General features: G+C 72.2%; 19 protein-coding genes. 9 read left to right on the forward strand and 10 right to left on the reverse strand.

The features are described 5' to 3' along the window. From FB467_RS11390 to mshC, 5 genes are read left to right on the forward strand one after another with little or no spacing between them, the layout of a single operon-like run. Complete coding sequence (locus FB467_RS11390; RefSeq protein WP_141785201.1) at window positions 1-1,050, forward strand: LLM class F420-dependent oxidoreductase; 1,050 nt, start codon at window positions 1-3, stop codon at window positions 1,048-1,050. Next, window positions 1,047-1,781, forward strand: coding sequence for an MSMEG_4193 family putative phosphomutase (locus tag FB467_RS11395; protein WP_141785202.1), 735 nt, complete (start codon window positions 1,047-1,049; stop codon window positions 1,779-1,781). Before FB467_RS11390 ends, FB467_RS11395 begins: the two co-directional genes overlap by 4 nt. Window positions 1,782-1,790: 9 nt before the next feature. Then, a complete protein-coding gene (locus tag FB467_RS11400) occupies window positions 1,791-2,384 on the forward strand; it encodes a DUF3090 family protein (RefSeq protein WP_141785203.1) in 594 nt (197 codons plus the stop codon). Beyond that, a complete protein-coding gene (locus FB467_RS11405) occupies window positions 2,381-3,199 on the forward strand; it encodes an SCO1664 family protein (RefSeq protein WP_141785204.1) in 819 nt (272 codons plus the stop codon). Before FB467_RS11400 ends, FB467_RS11405 begins: the two co-directional genes overlap by 4 nt. Before the next feature lie 19 nt (window positions 3,200-3,218). Continuing rightward, window positions 3,219-4,523 (forward strand): cysteine--1-D-myo-inosityl 2-amino-2-deoxy-alpha-D-glucopyranoside ligase, encoded by a 1,305-nt coding sequence (gene mshC / locus FB467_RS11410; RefSeq protein ID WP_141785205.1) that lies wholly within the window; start codon window positions 3,219-3,221, stop codon window positions 4,521-4,523. Between the two features lie 354 nt (window positions 4,524-4,877). Here the strand turns inward: mshC and FB467_RS11415 are convergent, their stop codons facing one another. Beyond that, window positions 4,878-5,336 carry an NUDIX domain-containing protein gene (locus FB467_RS11415; protein WP_170230680.1) on the reverse strand — a complete coding sequence of 153 codons (459 nt, stop codon included), beginning with the start codon at window positions 5,334-5,336 and terminating at the stop codon, window positions 4,878-4,880. Window positions 5,337-5,463: 127 nt separating this feature from the next. Next, window positions 5,464-6,360: a PAC2 family protein gene (locus FB467_RS11420; protein ID WP_141785207.1), complete on the reverse strand. Its 897-nt coding sequence runs from the start codon at window positions 6,358-6,360 to the stop codon at window positions 5,464-5,466. A gap of 76 nt (window positions 6,361-6,436) precedes the next feature. Here FB467_RS11420 and FB467_RS11425 point away from each other — a divergent pair, with 76 nt between their 5' ends. Further along, window positions 6,437-7,129: an HAD family hydrolase gene (locus tag FB467_RS11425; protein WP_228393042.1), complete on the forward strand. Its 693-nt coding sequence runs from the start codon at window positions 6,437-6,439 to the stop codon at window positions 7,127-7,129. On the opposite strand, the gene FB467_RS11430 is transcribed toward FB467_RS11425, so the two are convergent. Beyond that, on the reverse strand, window positions 7,101-7,952 hold the full coding sequence (locus tag FB467_RS11430) for a RecB family exonuclease (RefSeq protein ID WP_141785209.1): 852 nt from the start codon (window positions 7,950-7,952) through the stop codon (window positions 7,101-7,103). The genes FB467_RS11425 and FB467_RS11430 overlap by 29 nt on opposite strands. Window positions 7,953-8,011: 59 nt before the next feature. Between FB467_RS11430 and FB467_RS11435 the strand changes: the two genes are divergently transcribed. The 3 genes from FB467_RS11435 (at window position 8,012) to arc (ending at window position 11,958) form a co-directional block, all read left to right on the forward strand. Further along, complete coding sequence (locus FB467_RS11435) at window positions 8,012-9,109, forward strand: site-2 protease family protein (RefSeq protein ID WP_141785210.1); 1,098 nt, start codon at window positions 8,012-8,014, stop codon at window positions 9,107-9,109. Between the two features lie 28 nt (window positions 9,110-9,137). After that, the gene (locus FB467_RS11440; protein WP_228393043.1) at window positions 9,138-10,184 is read left to right on the forward strand and encodes a tRNA (adenine-N1)-methyltransferase; all 1,047 of its coding nucleotides are present in this window, start codon (window positions 9,138-9,140) and stop codon (window positions 10,182-10,184) included. Window positions 10,185-10,356: 172 nt separating this feature from the next. Further along, the gene (gene arc / locus FB467_RS11445) at window positions 10,357-11,958 is read left to right on the forward strand and encodes a proteasome ATPase (protein WP_141786623.1); all 1,602 of its coding nucleotides are present in this window, start codon (window positions 10,357-10,359) and stop codon (window positions 11,956-11,958) included. Between the two features lie 21 nt (window positions 11,959-11,979). Here the strand turns inward: arc and FB467_RS11450 are convergent, their stop codons facing one another. The 7 genes from FB467_RS11450 to FB467_RS11480 form a co-directional block, all read right to left on the reverse strand. After that, a complete protein-coding gene (locus FB467_RS11450) occupies window positions 11,980-12,390 on the reverse strand; it encodes a hypothetical protein (protein WP_211350595.1) in 411 nt (136 codons plus the stop codon). A 135-nt stretch (window positions 12,391-12,525) separates the two neighbouring features. Continuing rightward, window positions 12,526-14,262, reverse strand: a complete 1,737-nt coding sequence (locus FB467_RS11455; protein WP_141785211.1) for a sodium:solute symporter family protein — start codon at window positions 14,260-14,262, stop codon at window positions 12,526-12,528. Further along, on the reverse strand, window positions 14,259-14,537 hold the full coding sequence (locus FB467_RS11460; RefSeq protein WP_141785212.1) for a DUF4212 domain-containing protein: 279 nt from the start codon (window positions 14,535-14,537) through the stop codon (window positions 14,259-14,261). Before FB467_RS11460 ends, FB467_RS11455 begins: the two co-directional genes overlap by 4 nt. A 213-nt stretch (window positions 14,538-14,750) precedes the next feature. Further along, window positions 14,751-16,511 (reverse strand): sodium/solute symporter, encoded by a 1,761-nt coding sequence (locus FB467_RS11465; protein ID WP_141785213.1) that lies wholly within the window; start codon window positions 16,509-16,511, stop codon window positions 14,751-14,753. Further along, a complete protein-coding gene (locus FB467_RS11470) occupies window positions 16,508-16,870 on the reverse strand; it encodes a DUF485 domain-containing protein (protein ID WP_141785214.1) in 363 nt (120 codons plus the stop codon). Before FB467_RS11470 ends, FB467_RS11465 begins: the two co-directional genes overlap by 4 nt. Next, window positions 16,867-17,589 (reverse strand): LytR/AlgR family response regulator transcription factor, encoded by a 723-nt coding sequence (locus FB467_RS11475; protein ID WP_141785215.1) that lies wholly within the window; start codon window positions 17,587-17,589, stop codon window positions 16,867-16,869. Before FB467_RS11475 ends, FB467_RS11470 begins: the two co-directional genes overlap by 4 nt. 47 nt (window positions 17,590-17,636) lie before the next feature. Next, window positions 17,637-18,818, reverse strand: coding sequence for a sensor histidine kinase (locus FB467_RS11480; RefSeq protein WP_141785216.1), 1,182 nt, complete (start codon window positions 18,816-18,818; stop codon window positions 17,637-17,639). Between the last annotated feature and the right edge of the window lie 112 nt (window positions 18,819-18,930).

An 18,930-nucleotide genomic window follows, 5' to 3' on the forward strand; every position in this document is an offset into this window, starting at 1 on the left:
GTGGAGCTGGGATTGAGCTGCGGCTATTGGGGACTGGGCAACGACGCGGACAACCTGGCGCTGGCGCTGCGCGCCGACGAGCTCGGCTACTCCGTGGTCTGGGCCGCCGAGGCCTACGGCTACGACGCGCCGAGCGTGCTGTCCTGGATCGGGTCGCGCACCTCGCGGATCCGGCTCGGGGCCGGGGTCATGCAGATCCCGGGACGCACCCCGGCCGCCACCGCGATGACCGCGGCCACCCTGGACGGGCTGTCCGGTGGCCGGTTCGTCCTGGGGCTCGGGGTGAGCGGCCCCCAGGTCTCCGAGGGGTGGCACGGGGTCCGCTTCGCCAAGCCGCTGGCCCGGACCCGGGAGTATGTCGAGATCGTCCGGTCCGCGCTGGCCCGGGAGCGGGTCACCCATGAGGGCGAGTTCTTCACCCTGCCGCTGCCCGACGGACCGGGCAAGGCGCTAAAGATGAACGCCAAGCCCACCGGCACCGAGGTGCCGATCTACCTGGCCGCGGTCGGGCCCAAGAACCTCGAGCTGGCCGGTGAGATCGCCGACGGGTGGTTGGGCGTCTTCTTCTCCCCGGAGTATGCCGGGGAGCAACTGGCCGCGATCGACCGCGGCAAGGCGCGGTCGACCGACCCGGACAAGGCCTTCCAGGTCGACCCCACCGTCCCCGTGGTCGTCGGTGATGACGTGGCGGCGTGCGCCGACCTGGTGCGCCCCTACGCCGCCCTGTATGTCGGGGGCATGGGGTCGCGCGAGCAGAACTTCTACAACCAGCTCGCCTGTCGGATGGGCTACGAGGCCGAGGCCGCCGAGGTGCAGGACCTCTACCTGTCGGGTCAGCTGCGGGACGCGGCCGGACGGGTGCCCCTGGAGTTCATCGACGAGACCAGCCTGCTCGGCCCGGAGGAGCGGATCGCCGGGCGGATGACCCGGTTCGCCGAGGCCGGGGTCACCACTCTGTCGATCGCCCCGACCGGCCGCGACCTGGCCTCCCGGATGGAGGCGCTCGAGGTCGCTGCCCGTGCGGCGGACCAGGCGGGCCTGCGCGGATGACGGTGGTCGTCCTCGCCCGGCACGGGCGGACCCGGGCCAACGCCGACGGCCTCCTCGCCGGGTGGACGCCCGGCGTGGTGCTGGACGACACGGGGCGCGACCAGGCGGCCCGCCTCGGTGGCCGCCTCGCCGCCGCCCCGGTCGTGGCGGTCGTCTCCAGCCCCCTCGAGCGGTGCCTGGAGACCGCGGCCGCCATCCGGGATGCCTGGGACGGGGCGAACGCGGACGCGGAGCCGCCGGCACTGCATACGGACGAGCGCCTGGGCGAGGCGCACTACGGTGCGTGGACCGGGCGTGCGCTGAAGGACCTCGCCAAGGAGCCGCTGTGGCGGGCCGTGCAGGACCGGCCGAGCACGGTGACCTTCCCCGCGCACCCGGAGCACGCGCACGAGTCGTTGCAGCAGATGCAGGCGCGGGCGGTGGAGGCGCTGGCCTCTTGGCACGCGCGGATCGCCGCCGAGCACGGGCCCCACGCGGTGTGGGTGGCGGTGAGCCACGGGGACGTGATCAAGGCGCTGCTCGCCGACGCGCTGGGCACGCCGCTGGACCGGTTCCAACGCATCGTGATCGATCCCGGGTCGGTGAGCATCGTGCAGCAGACCCGGCGTCACCCCGTCGTGCTGCGGGTCAACGACTCCGGCGCCGACCCCCTCCGCTTCCCGCCGCCGCCCGCCGACCAGGTCGGCGAGGCCGGTGACGTCGTGGTCGGGGGCGGGGCGGGGAGCGTCTAGGGTGCTGGCATGCCGGTGATCGAGTACGACCTCCCGGACCGGTTCATCGCCGACACGGTGGGCCCGCCCGGCGAGCGCACCTTCTTCCTCCAGGCGTCCCAGGGGAAGCGGGTGACCTCGGTGTCGCTGGAGAAGCAGCAGGTCAGCGTGCTGGGGGAGCGGCTCACCGAGCTGCTGGACCAGGTGGCCGACGAGATCGAACCGGCGGCCGCCGACGCCCTGCCAGACCTGGCGCCGATGGACACCCCCATCGAGGACGAGTTCCGGGTGCAGAGCCTGAGCCTGGCCTGGGAGCCGGAGCGCAAGGTCGTGGTCATCGAGGCGCTGGAGCAGTCCGTGCCGGAGGACCTCCAGCAACTCCAGGCCCTCGGCGAGGCCCTCGGGGAGGAACTGCCGGACGAGCTCGCCGAGCAGCTCGAGGAGGTCGAGTCGGGCGGTGACGGTCAGGTCCTGCGGGTCGTGCTGGCCCCGGCCCAGGCCCGGGGGTTCGCCGAGCGGTGCGCCAGGGCGGTCGAGGGCGGGCGACCCAACTGCCCGTTCTGCGGCAACCCGTTGGACCCCTCGGGCCACATCTGCCCGAGGGCCAACGGCTACCGACGGTGAGCGCCGGCGCCGAGTGGGAGCGGTTGCTCCGGGAGGCCCCGATCGAGGTCGAGGGCGTGCTGCGGGACGCCTCCAACCTCACCCTGAAGGTCACCCTGGGCGACGGTGAGGGCGGCACGGCGGGGGCCGCCGTCTACAAGCCGGTCCGCGGTGAGCGCCCACTCCACGACTTCCCCACCGGCACCCTCGCGGGGCGGGAGGTGGCGGCATACCTGATCTCGGCCGCGGGTGGCTGGGACCTGGTCCCGCCCACCGTGTTGCGCGACGGTCCGCTCGGGTCCGGATCCGTGCAGTGGTGGATCGAACAGCCCGAGAAGCCCGCGGCTGCGCCGGGCGCCGGCTACCTCGAGGTCGTCGTGCCGGAGGACCTCCGACCCGGCTGGCGACCCGTGCTGCAGGCCGAGAGCCCCGAGGGGGACCCGCTCCTGGTCGTGCACGCCGAGGACCCGGCGCTGGCCTCCCTGGCGGTGTTCGACGCGGTGATCAACAACGCCGACCGCAAGGGTTCGCACCTGCTCCGGGCCGCCCAGGACCGGCTGTGGGGCGTCGACCACGGGGTGAGCATGCACCGGGAGGACAAGCTGCGCACGGTCCTGTGGGGGTGGGCCGGCGAGCAGCTCCCGGAGACCGAGCTCGCGTCCCTGCGGAGGGTGCTGGGCGCGCTGGACGACTACTCGTGGTGTGCGGAGCTACTGTCGGTGGTCTCGGAGGAGGAGGTGGCCGCGCTGTCGCTCCGGGTGGCGCACCTGGTGGAGGCCGGGACCTTCCCCCTGCCACCGGCCGAGCGCTACCCGCTCCCGTGGCCGTTGTGGTGAGCCGGTTAGGCTCCCACCTGTGAAGTCGTGGAACGCTCCCTCCCTGCCCCGCCTACCCGGACACGGGGGTCCGCTGCGGGTGCACGACACCGCGTCCGCGACCGTGCGGACCGTGCACCCCGAGGGCGGCGAGGCGCGGCTCTACGTCTGCGGCATCACCCCGTATGACGCCACGCACCTCGGGCACGCCGCCACCTACGTGACCTTCGACCTGGTCAACCGGGTGTGGCAGGACGCCGGCCTGTCGGTGACCTACGTGCAGAACGTCACCGACGTCGATGAGCCGTTGCTGGAGCGTGCCGAGCGGGACGGGGTCGACTGGCAGGACCTCGCGGCCCGGGAGATCCAGTTGTTCCGTGACGACATGGAGGCGCTGCAGGTGCTGCCGCCGCAGCACTACGTGGGCGCCGTCGAGGGGATCCCCGACGACGTGTCCGCGGTGACCCAGCTGCTTGCGGACGGCACGGCATACCGGGTCCCGGTGCCGGAGGGGGAGGGCGAGGGACACGACGTCTACCTCGACCTGTCGACCCAGCCGACCTTCGGCGCGGTGTCCGGGTGGACCCGGGAGCAGATGCTGGAGGTCTTCGCCGACCGCGGCGGCGACCCCGACCGCGAGGGCAAGCGCGACCCCCTCGACCCGCTGCTGTGGCGGGCGGCGCGCGCCGGCGAACCCAGCTGGCCCGGCGACTCGCTCGGCGACGGGCGGCCCGGTTGGCACATCGAGTGCTCCACGATCGCGCTGCGCTACCTGGGGATGTCCTTCGACATCCAGGGCGGCGGCACCGACCTGATCTTCCCGCACCACGAGATGAGCGCGGTCCAGGCGACGGCAGTGACGGGTCGGCGCCCGTTCGCGTCGTCCTACCTGCACCAGGCGATGGTCGCCCTCGACGGCGAGAAGATGAGCAAGTCCAAGGGCAACCTGGTGCTCGTGTCCCGGCTGCGGGGCGACGGTGAGGACCCGATGGCGATCCGGCTGCTGCTGCTGGCGCAGCACTACCGGGCCGAGTGGGAGTACGTCCCCGCCCTTCTCGAGGCCGCCCGTGGGCGGCTGGCGCTCTGGCGCCGGGCGGTCGACGACGGTGCCGCCGACGACGCTGCCGTGTCCGAACTGGTTGCCGGCGTGCGTGCGGCGCTGGCCGATGACCTGGATGCCCCGCGGGGGCTGGCGCTCGTCGATGTGTGGGCCGAGGGTGTGGTCGGTGCGTCCGGTGGGCCTGGCGAGGCCGCTGGCGCTGGCCAGGTCGCCCTCGCTGGCGGTGGACGGGCTGATCACCCGGTTGCGCAGGCCGTGAACGCCCTTCTCGGCGTGGCGTTGTAGTTCCGACCGCCCGGAGGTGCGGTGCGTGCGGCCGCGGGGGCGGGGCGCGCGGGCGCCCGAGGTCTTGTGTGGAAACAATTGGGGGTCATAGGCCCGAAGAGCTTCCACGCAAGTCGTGGGCACCATCGCTGGCGGTGGACCGGCCGATCACCCGGTAGCGCAGGACGTGAACGCTCTCCTCGCCGTGGCGTATAGCTCCGCCCGGCCGTGGGCGCCGTGCACCTGGCCGTTCGAGGCTTTGTGTGGAAACGAATGGGGGTCATAGGCCCGAAAAGTTTCCACGCCAGTCGCGCAGGGTCGGTGGTCACGCGCGACCCGGTGCGTTGCGGGTCCTCGTGGCGTGGCGGCCTCGCGTCAGTGCCCGGTCTCCGGCGTGTCGTGGAGGCGCAGGGCCGCATCGAGCGCGCCGGCGGGATAGAACGGCGGAGCCTCGCGGGCCAGGTCCTCGAGTGCGTACCAGCCCACGGTGGCCTCGTGGTCGAGCATGGGGCGCCGCCCGTCGAGCGGGAGGTCAGCCAGTTCGCGGCACCGGACCGCGAACAGGTGGACGACCTGGTGGCCGGGGCTGTCGAGGATCTGGAAGATGTTCTCGCTGACGCCCAGGAGTCGGGTCGTCTCGAGCTGGACCCCGAGCTCTTCGGCGAACTCCCGTCGCACTGCCTGCTCGGCCCGTTCCCCGAACTCGATGCCGCCCCCGATGGCCCGCACGAAACGGTGGTGCCCCGGGATCGGTGGGTACTCCTCCGCGAGGACGTGCCCGTCGCGGACCAGGAGTCCTACGGCGATGTTGCGGATCTGCCGGTCGGTGGTCACGGCCACCAATCTAGGTCCCGGTGGGTCGCCGGGTCGCGCGTCCGGTGGCCCCGCACGGCAGCCAGGTGAGACGTCCGGTGGGGGTGGGAGGCCGCCAGGTCGCGCGTCCGGTCGGGGGTTGTGGGGGCTAGCGGGGCTCGGAGCCGCCGGGGCTGCCGGGGGTCCCGGGGCCGCTGTCGCCGCTGTCGCCGCCGCGGCGGCGCAGGTAGCGCTCGAACTCGCGGGCGATCGCGTCGCCGCTGGCCTCGGGCAGCTCGGCGGTGTCCTGGGCCTGCTCGAGGGACTGGACGTACTCGGCCACCTCGTCGTCGGAGGCCGCGAGCTCGTCGACGCCGTACTCCCAGGCGCGGGCGGCCTCCACCAGTTCCTCGTCGTCGATGACGCAGCCGAGGAGTTCCTCGAGTCGGCTGACCAGGGCCAGGGCCGCCTTCGGGGAGGGCGGGCCGCCGGCGTAGTGGGGGACCGCGGCCCAAGCCGACATGGCGGGCAGGTCCAACTGTTGGGCCTGGTCGGCGATCACCCCGATGATGCCGGTCGGCCCCTCGTAGGTGCTGCGCTCCAGGTCCTGGGCATGGCGCAGGGAAGCGTCCTCGGAGCTGACGCTGACCGGGATCGGCCGGCTGTGCGGGACGTCGGCGAGCAACGCGCCCAGGGTGACCAGCAGGGTGGCGCCGTGGTGCACGGCGAACGCGAGGAGTTCGGAGCTGTAGGTGCGCCACCGGATCGAGGGTTCGATGCCGAGCACGAGGATGACGTCGCGGCCGAGCGGGGTGTCCCGGGCCAGCAGGATCCGGGTGGTCGGCCAGGAGATCGTGCGCTTGCCGTCGGTGGTGCCGATCTTGGGCCGGTTGACCTGGAAGTCGTAGAAGTCCTCGGGGTCCATGGCCGCGACGAGCTCGGCGTCCCAGGCCTGAACCAGGTGGCTCACGGCGCTGGTTGCGCCCTCGCCCGCGTCGTTCCAGCCCTCGAAGGCCGCGATGACGACAGGGTCGTGCAGCTCGGGGATCTCCTCGAGTTCGATCATGACCACCTCCGGACGTGTGCCTACTGGTCTCACCCTACGGTCCCGACCGCCGACGGCCAGCACCTACGATCATCCGGTGAGCCGTGAACCTCTCGCCCGCCCGTTGCCCGCCGCCGTCCTCTGGGACATGGACGGGACGTTGATCGACACCGAGCCCTACTGGATGGCCGAGGAGCACGCCATGGTGGGGGAGGCCGGCGGCACCTGGACGGAGAAGGACGGGCTGGACCTGGTGGGCAACGACCTGCTCACCTCGGCCCGGATCATCCTGGAGCGCACCCCCGTCACCGGCACCCCGGAGGAGGTCGTGGGCCGGCTCCTCGACGGGGTTGTCCGGCGCACCCAGGAACGCCTGCCGTGGCGCCCGGGGGCCCGGGAGCTGGTGGAGGAGCTCACCGGTCTCGGGATCCCGATGGCCCTGGTGACGATGAGCTGGACGGTCTTCGCCGACGTCCTGGTGCAGGCCCTGCCCGAGGACACCTTCGCCGCGGTCGTTACCGGGGACACGGTGCCGCGGGGCAAACCGCACCCGGACCCCTACGAGATCGCCGCAGAGGCGCTGGGCGTGCCGGTCGGCGACTGCGTCGCGGTGGAGGACTCGCCCAACGGCGCCCGCTCCTCGACCGCTGCCGGGGTCCCGACGATCGTCGTGCCGCACATGGTCTCGGTGCCCGACCTCCCGCTGAGCGTGCAGGTCGCGAGTCTGGACGGGCTGGGCGCCGCCGACCTGGCCGAGGCGGTCAGTCCGCTGCGTCGTCGGCCGGAGTAGCCGCACCGGTCCGGCGGGGGTCGACCGCCAGGAGCGCGGAGTCCTCCGGCAGCGGCGGCGGCGTGCCACCCCACTCCGGGCACAGCGGCTTGTGCGCGCACCAGTCACACAGGCGGGACCGCCGCGGACGCCAGTCGCCGGTCGTCGCCGCGCGCTCGATCGCGAGCCACAGGGCACGCACCTTGCGCTCGGTGGCGAGCAGGTCCGCCTCGTCCGGCTCCAGCCGCAGCACCTGCCCGTCGCGCAGGTAGACCAGCTGCAGCACGGTGGGGATGACGCCCCGGGTGCGCCACAGCACCAGGGCGTAGAACTTCATCTGGAACAGCGCCTTGCCCTCGAACGTCTCCGAGGGGGCCCGTCCGGTCTTGTAGTCGACCACCCGCAGGCGTCCGTCGGGGGCGACGTCCAGCCGGTCCACGTACCCGCGCAGCACGAGCCCGTCGACCTCCGCCTCGACATACAGCTCCCGCTCGGCCGGCTCCAGGTAGCGCGGGTCCTCCAGGGTGAACCAGCGGTGCACCAGCTCCGCGGCACCGGCGAACCAGGCGTCGGCGCCCGCCTCCTCGTCGACCAGCAGGGTCGCCAGCTCCGGCTCGGCCTCGACCAGCCTGGCCCACTGCGGCTCCAGCAGGGCGACCGCCGCCTCCGGGGTGCGCTCGGGCGCCGGGAGATCGAAGAGCCGCTCGAGCGCGGCGTGCACCAGCGTCCCCCGGGCGGCCGCCGCACTGGGCGGCTCGGGGAGGCGGTCGACGACCCGGAACCGGTAGAGCAGCGGGCACTGCATGAAGTCCGAGGCGCGGCTCGGCGACAGTGCGGGCGACATGGGGGCACCCTACGGAACGCCACCGACGGCCCGGACCGTGCGTCACCTAGGCTCGCTCCATGACCGGTTCCGCGCGGCGCAGCCACGGGTGGCGCGTGGGGCGCCTCGCCGGGGTCCCGGTGTACCTCGGGGCCAGCTGGGTGCTCGTGGCGGTCGTGATCCTCGTCCTCTTCGGCCCTGTGGTCCGTCGCCTGGTGCCCGAGCTGGGTGCGGGCTCGTATGCCGTGGCCTTCGCCTTCGCGCTGCTCCTGCTGTTCTCCGTCTTCGTCCACGAGGCCGCCCACGCGCTGGTCGGCAAGGCCTGCGGCTACCGGGTGAACCGGATCGTGGCCGACTTCTGGGGCGGCCACACGGCCTACGACTCCGCCGACAGCACCCCGGGCCGCAGCGCCCTGGTGGCGGTCGTGGGCCCGCTGGCCAACGCCGTGCTCGCCGGACTGGGCTGGCTGGTCACCCAGACCCTGGAGCCCGGCGTCCCGTGGCTGCTGGCGGCCGGCTTCACCTACGCCAACGCCTTCGTCGCCGCGTTCAACCTGCTGCCGGGGCTGCCCCTGGACGGCGGGTTCCTGGTCGACTCCCTGGTCTGGAAGCTGAGCGGCAGCCGGGGCCTGGGGACGCTGGTCGCCGGCTGGTGCGGACGGTTGGTGGTGCTGGTCGGACTGTGGTGGGCGGTCGGCCTACCGCTCCTGCGGGGACAGCAGATCGAGATGAGCCGGGTGCTGTGGCTGCTGCTGATCGGCGGGTTCCTCTGGTTCGGGGCCAGCGACGCGATCAGGGTCGGCAAGGCGCGCCGGGGGATGGAGGGCACCCTGGTCAGGGACGTGTGCCGACCGGCCGTGCTCGTGGCGGCGGACATCCCGGTGTCGGCGCTGCCCCCGGCCCACCCGAACACCGACACCGTCGCGGTGGACGCCACGGGGACCCCCGTGGGCATCGTCGACTTCGGTGCCGTGGAGCAGGTCCCCGCCGGGGCGCGCGGGGCCACCCCCATCGACGCGGTGCTGCGCCGGCAACCGGCCGGTTGGGTGGTGACCGCCGACCCGGACGACCCGGTCACCCCGGTGGTGATCGCGATGCAGACCGTGGGGACCCCGCTGGTGGCCGTGCGGGACCGTGCCGGCCGGGTCCTCGGCCTGATCCACGGGCGTGCGGACTGAGCCGTTCCCCGACCTAGACTGTCCGACCGTGACCGAACCCGCGAGCGAGCACAGCCCCCAGTCCGCCCAGGCCCCCACCGGGGCGACCCTGCGGCGCGGTCCGTTCCGGGAGGGGGACCGCGTGCAGCTCACCGACCCGCGGGGCCGGATGCACACGATCAGCCTGGAGGCCGGCAAACAGTTCCACACGCACCGGGGCCACATCCGGCACGACGACCTGATCGGGGCCCCCGACGGCACCGTGGTCACGCACAGCTCGGGGTCGGACTACCTGGCGCTGCGACCCCTGCTGTCCGACTACGTCCTGTCGATGCCGCGGGGCGCCCAGGTGGTCTACCCCAAGGACGCCGGGCAGATCGTGACCATGGCCGACATCTTCCCCGGGGCGCGCGTCGTGGAGGCCGGGGTGGGCTCCGGGGCGCTCAGCCTGTCCCTGCTGCGCGCGGTGGGTGACGGGGGCCGGCTCTACTCCTTCGAGCGGCGGGAGGATTTCGCGGCGATCGCGCAGGCCAACGGGCGGGTCTTCTTCGGCGCGGACCACCCGGCCTGGCAGGTCACCGTCGGTGACCTGGTCGAGTCGCTCCCGGCGACGGTCGAGGCGGGCAGCATCGACCGGGTGGTGCTGGACATGCTCGCGCCGTGGGACTGCCTCGAGGTCGTCTACGACGCGCTGACCCCCGGCGGCGTCCTCATCTGCTACGTGGCGACCGCCACCCAGCTGTCCCGGGTGGCCGAGGCGACCCGGGACCACGGCGGCTACACCGAGCCCCAGGCCTGGGAGTCGATGGTGCGCGGCTGGCACCTGGAGGGTCTGGCGGTGCGTCCCGAGCACCGGATGCACGGGCATACCGGCTTCCTGCTCACCGTGCGCCGGCTCGCACCCGACACCGAGGCCCCGGCGCGCAAGCGGCGGCCCGCGTCCGGGGCATACGGCGCCGACTACACCCCGCACGAGGACGAGTGGACCCCCGAGGACGTGGGCGAACGGACCCGCACGGACAAGCGGATCCGCCGCGTCCGGCGCGACGTCGACCGCCAGGCGCAGAGCGCTCCGCGGGACGCGTCCGCGGAGTAGCCCCGGCGCGCGGGTGGGTCAGGTGGGGCCGGCGCCACCCGGCGGGTTAGCGTAGGAGGACGCAGCTGAAGGAGGCGTCGTGACTTCGACACCCAACGACCCGCACGCGGACGGGGCCCGGCCCGGTCCGGCCACCGGTGGGGCGCGGGCGCGCCTCCTGGAGCAGCAGGTGATGACGCTCAGCCAGCGCCTGGGCCGGATGCAGTCGCAGAACGAGCAGCTGGCCCGCACCCTCAAGGACGCCAAGGCCCAGATCCTCAACCTGCGCCAGGACCTCGACGCGATGGGCAACCCGCCGCTGAGCCACGCCCTCGTCCTGGAGCGCCACGACGACGGCCTGGTCGACATCTCGCTGGGCGGGCGCAAGCTGCGCACCAGCGCCGTGTCGGACATCCCGCGAGCCGCCCTCGCCCCCGGCCGCGAGGTGCTGCTCAACGACGCCCAGACCATCGTGGCCGCGGCCTCCTACGAGACGATCGGGGAGGTCGTCACCGTCAAGGAACTGATGGATGACGGGCGAGTCCTGGTCCTGGTGCGCGGCGACGAGGAGCGGGTATGCCGGGTCGCCGGTTCTCTGGAGCCCGGCACCTTCCGGGTGGGGGACGGTCTGTTGATGGACGGACGCGCCGGGTTCGTCTACGAACGGATCGCCAAGTCCGAGGTCAGCGAGCTGGTCCTGGAGGAGGTGCCGGACATCTCCTACGAGGACATCGGCGGGCTGACCAGCCAGATCGAGCAGATCAAGGACGCCGTCGAGCTGCCCTTCCTGCACACCGAGCTGTATGCCGAGCACCAGCTGCGCCCGCCCAAGGGGGTCCTGCTCTACGGCCCGCCCGGGTGCGGCAAGACGCTGATCGCCAAGGCCGTCGCGGCCTCGCTGGCCCGCAAGACCGCGGAGAAGAACGGGCGGACGGACGCCAAGAGCTACTTCCTGAACATCAAGGGCCCCGAGCTGCTCAACAAGTATGTCGGGGAGACCGAGCGGCACATCCGGATGATCTTCCAGCGGGCCCGGGAGAAGTCCAGCGACGGCACGCCCGTGGTGGTCTTCTTCGACGAGATGGAGTCGCTCTTCCGCACCCGCGGGTCGGGCGTGTCCTCCGACGTGGAGACCACGATCGTCCCGCAGCTGCTCGCCGAGATCGACGGGGTCGAGCGGTTGGACAACGTGATCGTGATCGGCGCCTCCAACCGGGAGGACATGATCGACCCGGCCATCTTGCGGCCCGGTCGCCTGGACGTGAAGATCAAGATCGAGCGTCCCGACGCCGAGAGCGCCCGGGACATCTTCAGCAAGTACCTCACCGACACGGTGCCGCTGCATGCCGACGACCTCGCCGCTCACGGCGACGACCGGGCCGAGACCCTGGAGGCGATGATCGCCGCGGCGGTCGAGCGGATGTACGCCCAGATCGAGGAGAACAAGTTCCTGGAGGTCACCTACGCCGGCGGCGACAAGGAGATCCTCTACTTCAAGGACTTCAACTCCGGCGCCATGATCAACAACATCGTGGACCGGGCCAAGAAGATGGCGATCAAGGACCTGCTCACCGTGGGCGCCCACGGGGTGCGCCTGGACCACCTGTTGCAGGCCTGCGTGGACGAGTTCAAGGAGAACGAGGACCTGCCGAACACCACCAACCCGGACGACTGGGCCCGGATCTCCGGCAAGAAGGGGGAGCGCATCGTCTACATCCGCACCCTCGTGTCGGGCAAGGACGGCGCCAGCCCCGGCCGGTCGCTGGAGCGCGGCAACACCGGCCAGTACCTCTGACGTCCGGCAGGCGGGGCGGTCTCAGGCCGGACGCGGACGGGCGCTGAACAGTTGCCGGGCCGCGACGGCGCACAGCACGCCGGAGGCGAAGGTGAGGACCAGACCCGGCCCCGGCATCCACCCCTGCATGCCGACCTTGCCGAAGACGTGGACGAACTGCCAGACCGGCAGCGCCAGCGCGATCGCGGCGCTGGCGAGCGCCTGCCACGCGGCCAGCCGTCGCACGGGGACGAGGGCACCGGCCAGCGCGATCATCCCGAAGGTCGCGGTCCACATGCCGGGCCCCTGCATGCCGGAGACGGGCCCGGCAGGGGTGTACAGCCACGGGAGGAAGGCGCCGACGAGCATCATCGCGGAGGCCGCGAGCAACCTCCACTGGCCGGGCATCTTGCGCCGGCGGGTGCCGGTGGGAGCGGCGGTCTGGGTGGCCATCGGTCTCAGCCTAACGTCAGGGGCTCCCGGCGGCGCCGGAAGCGGGTGCGGGTGTCAGTCGGTGCGGATGCTCGACGTGGTGGTGGATGGTGCGCCGCGCGGTGACAGGACCGCGCGGCGCACCACCGGGGTGGGTCAGGTCGCGGACGGTTCCCCGTCCGGGCCGTCCCCGTGGAGCTGCTCCTCCTCGAGGCTGCCGCTGGCGTGGGCCGCGACCAGCTCGCTGCGTCCCGGGTAGCGGATGTCCTCCACGAGCTTCTGCATGGTCGGCGTCGGCTTCGTGGTGAACTGCGAGACGATGATCGTCACCACGAAGTTGATCAACATCCCGACCGCGCCGAAGCTCGTCTCGGAAATGCCGAACAACCCGTCGCTGCCGCCGTAGATATCGATCGTCCAGACCTGGTAGGCCAGGGTCGTGCCCAGACCTGCGACCATGCCCGCGGTCGCCCCGGCCGCCGTGCACTTCTTCCAGAAGATCCCCAGGACGAGGATCGGGAAGAAGCTCGCGGCCCCGAGGCCGAAGGCGAGGGCGACCACCTGCGCCACGAACCCCGGAGGGTTGATGCCCAGGTAGCCGGCGACGACGATGGCACACCCCATGGCGATCCGGCCGACCATGAGCTGTCGGGCCTCGGTCGCCTGCGGGTTGACCTTCTTGTAGTAGACGTCGTTGGCGACCGAGGACGAGATCACCAGGAGCAGGCCGGAGGCGGTCGACAGAGCGGCCGCGAGACCGCCGGCGGCCACCAGACCGATGATCGGCGCCGGCAGGCCGGCGATCTCGGGGGTGGCCAGCACCACGATGTCGTTGTTGATCGCCAGCTCGAACGCGTCGCCCATGCCGCCGTCGACGTCGATCACGCCGTTGCCGTTGAGGTCGTTGACGGTGATCAGCCCGACGTCCCGCCAGGAGGCGAACCACTCGGGCACGTCGTCGACCCCGGTCCCCGGGATCTGGTTCAGCACGTTGAACTTGCTGAACGCCCCGATCGCCGGCGCCGTCGTGTAGAGCAATGCGATGAAGAACAGCGCCCACAACGCCGAGAACCGGGCGGCACGAACGCTGCGGGCCGTGTAGAAGCGGACGATGACGTGCGGCAGGCCGGCGGTGCCGAACATGAGGGTTGCCGTCATCAGGATCATGTTGAGCATGTTCATCTGGGTGAACGCCGAGGTGTACTCGCCCAGGCCCAGGTCGTTCTGCAACCCGTTGAGCTCGTCCATGATCTGACCGAAACCGATCTGCGGCACCGGGATCCCGGTGAGCTTCTGGGAGATCGCGAAGGCCGGGATCAGGTAGGCCACGATCAGGACGCTGTACTGGGCCACCTGGGTCCAGGTGATCCCCTTCATGCCGCCGAACACGGCATACACGAAGACGATGACCATGCCGATGATGACGCCGACCGTGGTGTCCACGCCCAGGAAGCGCTGGAACACCACGCCGACCCCGGACATCTGGCCCGCCACGTAGACGAAGGAGACCACGATCGCGCACACCACGGAGACCAGGCGGGCGGCCTCGGAGTACCGGTCACCGACGAAGTCGGGCACCGTGTACTTGCCGAACTTGCGTAGGTAGGGCGCCAGGAGCAGGGCCAGCAGCACGTAGCCGCCGGTCCACCCCATCAGGTAGACCGATCCGCTGTAGCCGTTGCTGCTGAACGCGATGATGCCGGCCATCGAGATGAACGACGCGGCGCTCATCCAGTCGGCGGCGATCGCGGCGCCGTTGGCCGGTGCCGGGATGCCGCCGCCGGCGACGTAGAAGCCGGAGGTGGTGTTCACCCGGCTGGCGTAGGCGATGTAGATGTACAGGCCGAAGGACACCACGACAAAGATCAGGGTCCACAGTTGGACGTCGCTCACGAGTGGCGCACCTCCTCCTCGTACTCGGTGATGCCGTACTCGGCGTCGAGCTTGTCCATCCGCCAGACGTAGACGGCGATCAGGATGAGGAAGGTGATGATCGAGCCCTGCTGGGCGAACCAGAAGCCGAGCGGTACGCCCAGGAACGAGACGTTGTTCAGCGGCTCGACGAAGATGATCCCGGCCCCGAAGGAGACCAGGGCCCAGATGGTGAGTAGGACCGCCATCAGGCGCAGGTTGCGTTTCCAGTACTGCTGGCGTTGCTGCTGGTCCATCAGCTCACCTCGGGCTTCGGCGGGACGGTGGGATGCACAGGAACTCCTCCGCGGGTCGGGTCCGCCGGGTCACGGCGGTGTGACAACGGTCACGCTAGGGGCGGGAGCGGTGCCGGCGGGAGGTTGCCGCGCGGGACGGACGGTGGACGGCATAAGGCATCGGTATGCGGACACCTGGGTCGCGACGAACGGTCGCCCCGGGCGGACGAACGGTCAGCTGGTCCGGGACCGCCAGCGGTCCTCGGGGTCCCAGTCGCCGCGGTCCAGGTCCACGCTCTCCGGGGTGTGCAGCCGCACCATCGTGCGGTTCACCCCGGCGGCCACGCGGCCCGGGGTGGCCAGCGACACCAGTACCATGACCAGGAACGCCAGGGGCATCGTCCACGCGGCCGGCTGCGCCAGCAGCGGGGCCCACCAGCCCCCGGCCGGCGACGCCACGATGGTGGCCACCACGGCCAGGGTGGACAGCCCGCCGCCGGTGACCAGGCCGGCGATGGCACCCACGGAGGTGAGCCGGCGCCACCAGATGCCCAGCAGCAGGAGCGGGCAGAAGGAGGACGCGGCCACCGCGAAGGCCAGCCCCACGACGTCGGCGATCCCGAGGGAGGGGCTGACGAGGGCGAGCGCGATCGGTACGACCAGCGCCAGGGAGGCCCCGAGCCGGAAGGCGGTGACCGGGTTGCGCACCCGCCGGCCGATCAGGTCCTGGGAGAGCACGCCGGCGACCGAGATGGTCAGACCGGAGGAGGTCGACAGGAAGGCGGCGAAGGCACCGGCGGTCACCAGCGCCGACAGGGCGTCCCCGGCCGTGCCCTCGATCAACCGCCCGGGCAGCAGGAGGACGACGGCGTCGGTGCGGCCGGTGAGCAGCAGGTCCGGGGTGTAGAGCCGACCGAGCGCGCCGTAGATGGTCGGGAACAGGTAGAAGATGCCGAGCAGGCCGAGCACCACCAGGGTGGTCCGCCGGGCGGCCCGGCCGTCGGGGTTGGTGTAGAAGCGGACCAGGACGTGGGGTAGGCCCATCGTGCCGAAGAACAGCGCGACGATCAGTGAGTAGGTGGCGTAGAGCGGGTAGTCGGTGGCCGACCGCAGCGGCAGCACCCACTCCTCGCCGGCCAGCGGCTGGAGGGCGTCGGCGTGCGGGATGGCCGAGCCGGCGGGGAAAGTGAGCTCGCTGCCGCTGGCGATGGCGTGGCTCCCGCGCTCCAGCAGCAGGGGTCCGTCGTGCACGGTGCCGTCGATCTCACCGTCGACGACCACCCGGACGGGGTCGCCCACCGAGACCGACACGCCGGTCGCGACCTCCACCGTGGTGGTCTCGGTGAACGTCGGGAGGCCGTCCTGGTGCAGCGTGGGCGCCCCGTCGGCCCGCCAGAGGAGGAGCACGAAGACGGCGGGCAGGGCCAGGGCGGTGAGCTTGAGCCAGTACTGGAAGGCCTGCACGAAGGTGATGCTGCGCATCCCGCCCGCGAGCACCCCCACGAGCACGACCACCGCGACGAGCACCGGGCCGACCCAGCGGGGGGCGCCGGTGACCGTCCGCACGGTCAGCCCGGCCGCCTGGAACTGGGGGAGCAGGTAGAGCCAACCGATGGTGACCACCAGGATGCTGGCGGTTCGCCGGGCGGTCAGCGACTCCAGCCGCGCCTCGGCGAAGTCGGGCAGGGTGTAGGCGCCGGACCGTCGCAACGGGGCGGCGACCAGCACCAGCAGGACGAGGTATCCAGCGGTATAACCGACCGGGAACCACAACATGTCCGCGCCGTAGGCCAGCACGAGTCCGGCGACGCCCAGGAACGAGGCGGCGGACAGGTACTCCCCGCCGATTGCGGAGGCGTTCCACCAGGGGGTGACCGACCGGGAAGCCACGTAGAAGTCGCTGGTCGTCCGGGCGGCGCGGACGCCGATCGCCCCGACCAGGATGGTCAGCACGGCGGTGGCCAGGATCGCGGCCAGGCCGAGGGTGGGGCTCATCGGCGGTCGACGAGGTCCACGAAGTCGCGCTCGACGCGCTCGGCGTTGCGCACGTAGAACCAGGCCGCGGCGAGTAGCGCCGGGTAGACCACCACCCCGAGCAGGACCCACGGCAGCGCGATCCCGAAGACCTGGACCGCCGTGGAGGCCGGGAACAGGTGGAACACCAGGGGCAGCAGCGCCAGGACGCCGAGCGACACCGCCAGGACGGCGACCCCGAGCCGGAGCTGGGAGCGCACCAGGGAGGTGATGTAGACGACACCCAGGCCGGTCTGCTCGTCGATCTCGGCGCGGACCGTCGCGGGGCGCACCCGGGGACGGCTGCGCCGCGGGTGGGTGACGGTGACCCGCTCGCTCACCCGCCCGCCCGGTTCACCAGGAGGTCCCGCAGGTCGCGGGTATGCCGCCGGCTGACCGAGAGCTGCTCGCCGCCGACGACCACGGTGTAGCGCCCGCCCTCCACCCGGATCTCCTGCACGTGCTGCAGCGCGACCAGGTGGCTGCGGTGGATCCGCACGAAGCCGGCGTCGGCCCACCGTTGTTCCAGGGTGGCCAGCGGAACCCGCAACAGGTGGCTGCCCTCGGCGGTGTGCAGGCGGGCGTAGTCGCCCTGGGCCGTGACGTAGACGATGTCCCGGCGGGCGACGAAGCGGGTCACGCCGCCCAGCTCCACCGGGATCGTCTCGTCGTCGGTCCGTCCGGCCTCTTCCGGGCCCTCCACCTGGTGCAGGGCCCGGTCCAGCGCGGCCGCCAGGCGCTCCGGCCGGTAGGGCTTCATCACGTAGTCGACGGCGCGCAGGTCGAAGGCGTCCACGGCGTGGTCGTCGTAGGCGGTGACGAAGACGACGGCCGGCGGCTGCCGGAACCGGGCCAGCACCCGGGCCAGGTCGAGGCCGGAGAGGCCGGGCATCCGGATGTCGAGGAAGACGATGTCGACGTCCTCCTGCTCCAGGACGCGCAGCGCGGCGGCCCCGTCGGCGGCGGTGAGCACGCGGTCCACCCGCTCATCGCCGCCCAGCAGGTGCGCGAGTTCGCGCAGGGCAGGCGGTTCGTCGTCGACGGCGAGGACGCACGGCATACCGGCAGGGTAGCGTCACCGCGGCCGGTGGCAGGGCGGCCCGGCCCTCAGCTGGCGTGGACGCCGGGGGAGTACTTGGGCACCCGCATACTCACCTTGGTCCCGGCCCCGGGCGCGGTCTCGACCACCAACCCGTACTCGTCCCCGAAGACGCTGCGCAGCCGCTCGTCCACGTTCCCCAGGCCCACGTGGTCGCCGCTCTCCCCGACGAGGGTGGCCAGCACGTGGTCCGGGTCCATGCCGACGCCGTCGTCCTCGATGCTGATGGTGGCCTCGTTCCCCGCGTCCTCGGCCACGATCACGATCCGCCCGGTGCCCGGCTGGCCCTCCAGCCCGTGCCGGACTGCGTTCTCGACCAGCGGCTGGAGACACAGGAAGGGTACGGCCACCGGCAGCACCTCGGGCGCCACCCGCAGGGTGACCTCCAGACGCTCGCCGAACCGGGCGCGCTCCAGCATCAGGTAGCGCTCGATGGAGCGCAGTTCTTCGGCCAGGGTGGTGAACTCGCCGTGGCGGCGGAAGGAGTAGCGGGTGAAGTCGGCGAACTCGAGCAGCAGCTCGCGGGCGTGTTCGGGGTCGGTGCGCACGTAGGAGGCGATGGCGCCGAGGGAGTTGTAGACGAAGTGCGGGGAGATCTGGGCGCGCAGGGCGCGGATCTCGGCCTCGGCCAGCTTGGCCCGGGACTGGTCCAGCTGGGCGAGTTCGAGTTGGCCGGAGACGAATCGGGCCACCTCCTCGACGGCCCGGACCAGTCGTGCGGAAGGGCGACCCGCGGTGTATGCCGTGAGCGCGCCGACCACGTGGTCCTCGGTCGTGAGCGCGGCCGTGATCGCGAACTTCACCGGGCACTCCGGGTCGCCGCAGGCCACCGCCTCCGGCCCGAGGACCGCCGTGGAACCGTCCTGCACCGCGTCCGTGGCGTGTCCCGGTGCCTGCGCGGCGTGTCGGTCCTCACCGACACCGTCCCAGGCCAGGGGCTCCCGGCCGTCGGTCAGCGCCAGGGCCTCCGTGCCGAGCAGGGCCCTCAGGTGGCGCGCGGCCCGGCCGGCCCCGGCGTGGAGCCCGGCCCGCAGCTCTGGCGTGGCCAGGCTGGTGATGTGCAGCACCCGGTAGGTGGCCTGGTCCTCCGGGCTACCCAGCACGAGCCGGGACCGGACCAGCCAGCCCAGCAGCACCGCGCCGCCGGCCATGACGATCACACCGATCGTGATGGCGATGGCGGTGCCCATGGGGGTTGACCCTACGGGGTGGGCCCCGTCCCGCCCGGTAGGTCGACCGGCCCGGGTGGTCCGGACGCCCATCGGTGCCGTCGCGGTGAAGCGCCACGTGTCATCCGGCCAC

The sequence above is a fragment of the Ornithinicoccus hortensis genome, assembly GCF_006716185.1.
Classification (GTDB): Bacteria; Actinomycetota; Actinomycetes; order Actinomycetales; family Dermatophilaceae; genus Ornithinicoccus; species Ornithinicoccus hortensis.